Source organism: Nguyenibacter vanlangensis (assembly GCF_013376155.1).
GTDB classification, from domain to species: Bacteria; Pseudomonadota; Alphaproteobacteria; order Acetobacterales; family Acetobacteraceae; genus Gluconacetobacter; species Gluconacetobacter vanlangensis.
Genome location: NZ_JABXXP010000438.1, coordinates 1 through 2419 on the forward strand (window position 1 = coordinate 1; position 2419 = coordinate 2419).

The 2419-nt window shown below is 68.4% G+C and carries 3 protein-coding genes; all 3 read right to left on the bottom strand.

What is annotated here, in order from left to right; translation table 11 throughout:
• A partial coding sequence (locus tag HUK84_RS14990; RefSeq protein WP_176641000.1) for an amidohydrolase family protein occupies nucleotides 1–1118 on the bottom strand: 1118 nt, incomplete at its 3' end.
• Nucleotides 1118–1996 (bottom strand): polysaccharide deacetylase family protein, encoded by an 879-nt coding sequence (locus HUK84_RS14995; RefSeq protein WP_176641001.1) that lies wholly within the window; start codon nucleotides 1994–1996, stop codon nucleotides 1118–1120. The genes HUK84_RS14990 and HUK84_RS14995, both read right to left, overlap by 1 nt.
• A partial coding sequence (locus HUK84_RS15000) for an amino acid ABC transporter ATP-binding protein (protein ID WP_176641002.1) occupies nucleotides 1993–2419 on the bottom strand: 427 nt, incomplete at its 5' end. The genes HUK84_RS14995 and HUK84_RS15000, both read right to left, overlap by 4 nt.

The window sequence follows — 2419 nt, forward strand, 5'->3', positions numbered from 1 at the left end:
ACCGTCGCGGCCTCGAACACCGCCCGCGTGGACGCCGCGTCCGGCGCGCCGGCCTGGATACGGCCCAGATAGGCCGCCAGGCGCAGATCGTCGAGCATGGTATGCGGATAGGTGTCCGTGCCGATCCCGATCCGCACGCCCGCCGCACGATATCGCCCGAAATCCCGCAGCGCATAGCCACGCCGCGCGAACACGGTGGGACAATGCGCGATCGCCGCGTCCCGTCCGGCCAGCACGGCAAGGTCCGTCTTGGTATGCCAGGGCGTGGACGGATGATCGTCGAGAAAGATCCCGTGCCCCACAATGCTGTGCGGCGCCAGGACGCCCAGCCTGTCCAGCCACTGCACGGGCGTCACGCCGTGCCGCCGGGTGATCTCGTGAAACTCGACGATGGATTGCGCCGCGTGGATCTGCCAGGGCACGCCGCGCCGTGCGGCGGCCGCGAAGGAATCCTGCAGCAGTTCGGCCGTGCAGGTATCGATCTGGGCGGGGGCCACCATGCCCGTCAGGCGTCCGCAGCCATGGGCGGCGGCGGCATCGATCAGGTCCAGCGCCTGGGCCAGCGCGCGCCGTCCGGCCGCCTCGTCCCAGGAATACGTCACCGTGTGGCCGTTGGTGGTCGTCCACGACGCCGAACGGAACATCGGCGCCACGCAAACCCGCAGCCCGCTCTCGGCCGCGACATCCAGCCACCCGGCCCACGGCGTGGACAGGTCGACCACCGTGGTCACCCCCGAAAGCAGCATCTCGGCATAGGCCACGCGGGCGCAGTCCGGCTTGCTGGCGGCGTCCGAACGAAAGACCGGCATGTATTCGTACAGCGACGAGTAATAGAGCCCGGGCGAGCCCAGCTCGTCGAACAGCCCGCGATTCATCGGCTCGGTCGCGGGATGGGAATGCACGTCGACCAGGCCCGGCATGGCCATCAGCCCGCTTCCGTCGATATCGGCCGGCAGCGACGCGTATTCGGCCGGCAGCTCGGCCGCCCTGCCGGCAAACAGGATCCTGCCGCCCAGCATGACGATGTCTGCATCGCGGACATAGACATGGGTGCCGGCGGCCTCATCCCACAGCACCGCCCAATCCAGGCCCGCGATCCGGTAGGGTCGCCCCGCCATCAGGCCGCGCGCTCGCAGGTTTCGAAATGGCGCGCGATCTGCTCGCCGGTGGCGATCCAGACATCGCGGCATTCGATCGCATAATGCAGGAAATGCCGCAGCAGGCGCAGCCGCATCGGGCGTCCGCTGACCAGCGGGTGCAGCACCGTCGCCACCATCGCCCCCCAGGCGCGCGTCTCGTCAAGCTCGTCGCGCCACATCGACAGCACGTGCTCCTTGGGAAAGATCGGGCGGGCGCCGAACCGTGTGCTCATCCCATGCATCCAGTCGTCATAGCTCGATGTCGGCGGCAGTTCGATCACGCCCGGCGACCCGTCGGGCAGCACCTGCCGATAGGGCCGCACATCGTCGCGCCACGAACTGGAATACAGCATGCCCTCGCGCTTCAGCGCCGTGCGCAGTTCGTCGCAGCTCTCGCCATAGGGCGCGCGATAACCCACGGGCCGTACGCCGAACCCCCGCTTCAGCGCTTCGAATCCGCGCAGCAGCTCGTCTTCGATATGCGGCGATCCCGGGTCCGGCAGCAGATGGTGATAGCCATGATGGCCGATCTCGTGCCCGTCGCGCAGTACGGCCTCGACCATCGCCGGATGCGCGTCCGCCGCCCAGCCGGTGGTGAAGAAGGTGGCCTTCAGACCCAGTTCGCGCAGCAGTTCCAGCACTTTGGGCGTCCCGACCCGCGCTTCGTAGCCGCCATAGGACATCGAAACCAGCTTCTCGGCATGGGCCGGGTCCTTGCTGGTGACGGCACTTTCGGCATCGATGTCGAAGGACAGCATCATCGCCGCGCGCTTGCCGTCGGGCCATGGGAATTCGGGCGCCGGTCCCGCCATGTTCGCCGGACGTACCGGCACCTCGTCATAGCTGCGTATCGTCATGTCGTGTTTCCGGACAGATCATTGGCGGACAGATCACTGGCGGACATATCATTGGCCTGGCCCAGGACCGCGGCCAGAAAGGCGCGCGTGCGCTCCTGCCGCGGCGCGTTGAAAAACAGCTCGGTCGGCGCGTCCTCGGCGATCACGCCGCCATCCATGAACAGCACCCGGTCCGCCACCTCGCGGGCAAAGGCCAACTCGTGCGTCACGACCAGCATCGTCACGCCCGTCGCCGCGACCGCGCGCATGACGTTCAGTACCTCGCCCACCGATTCCGGATCGAGCGCGCTGGTGGGTTCGTCGAACAGCATCACCGACGGCCTCAGCGCCAGCGCGCGGGCGATCGCCACGCGCTGCTGCTGCCCGCCGGACACTTGGGCCGGATAATGGCCCGCGCGGTGCGCCAGCCCCACCTGCCGCAGC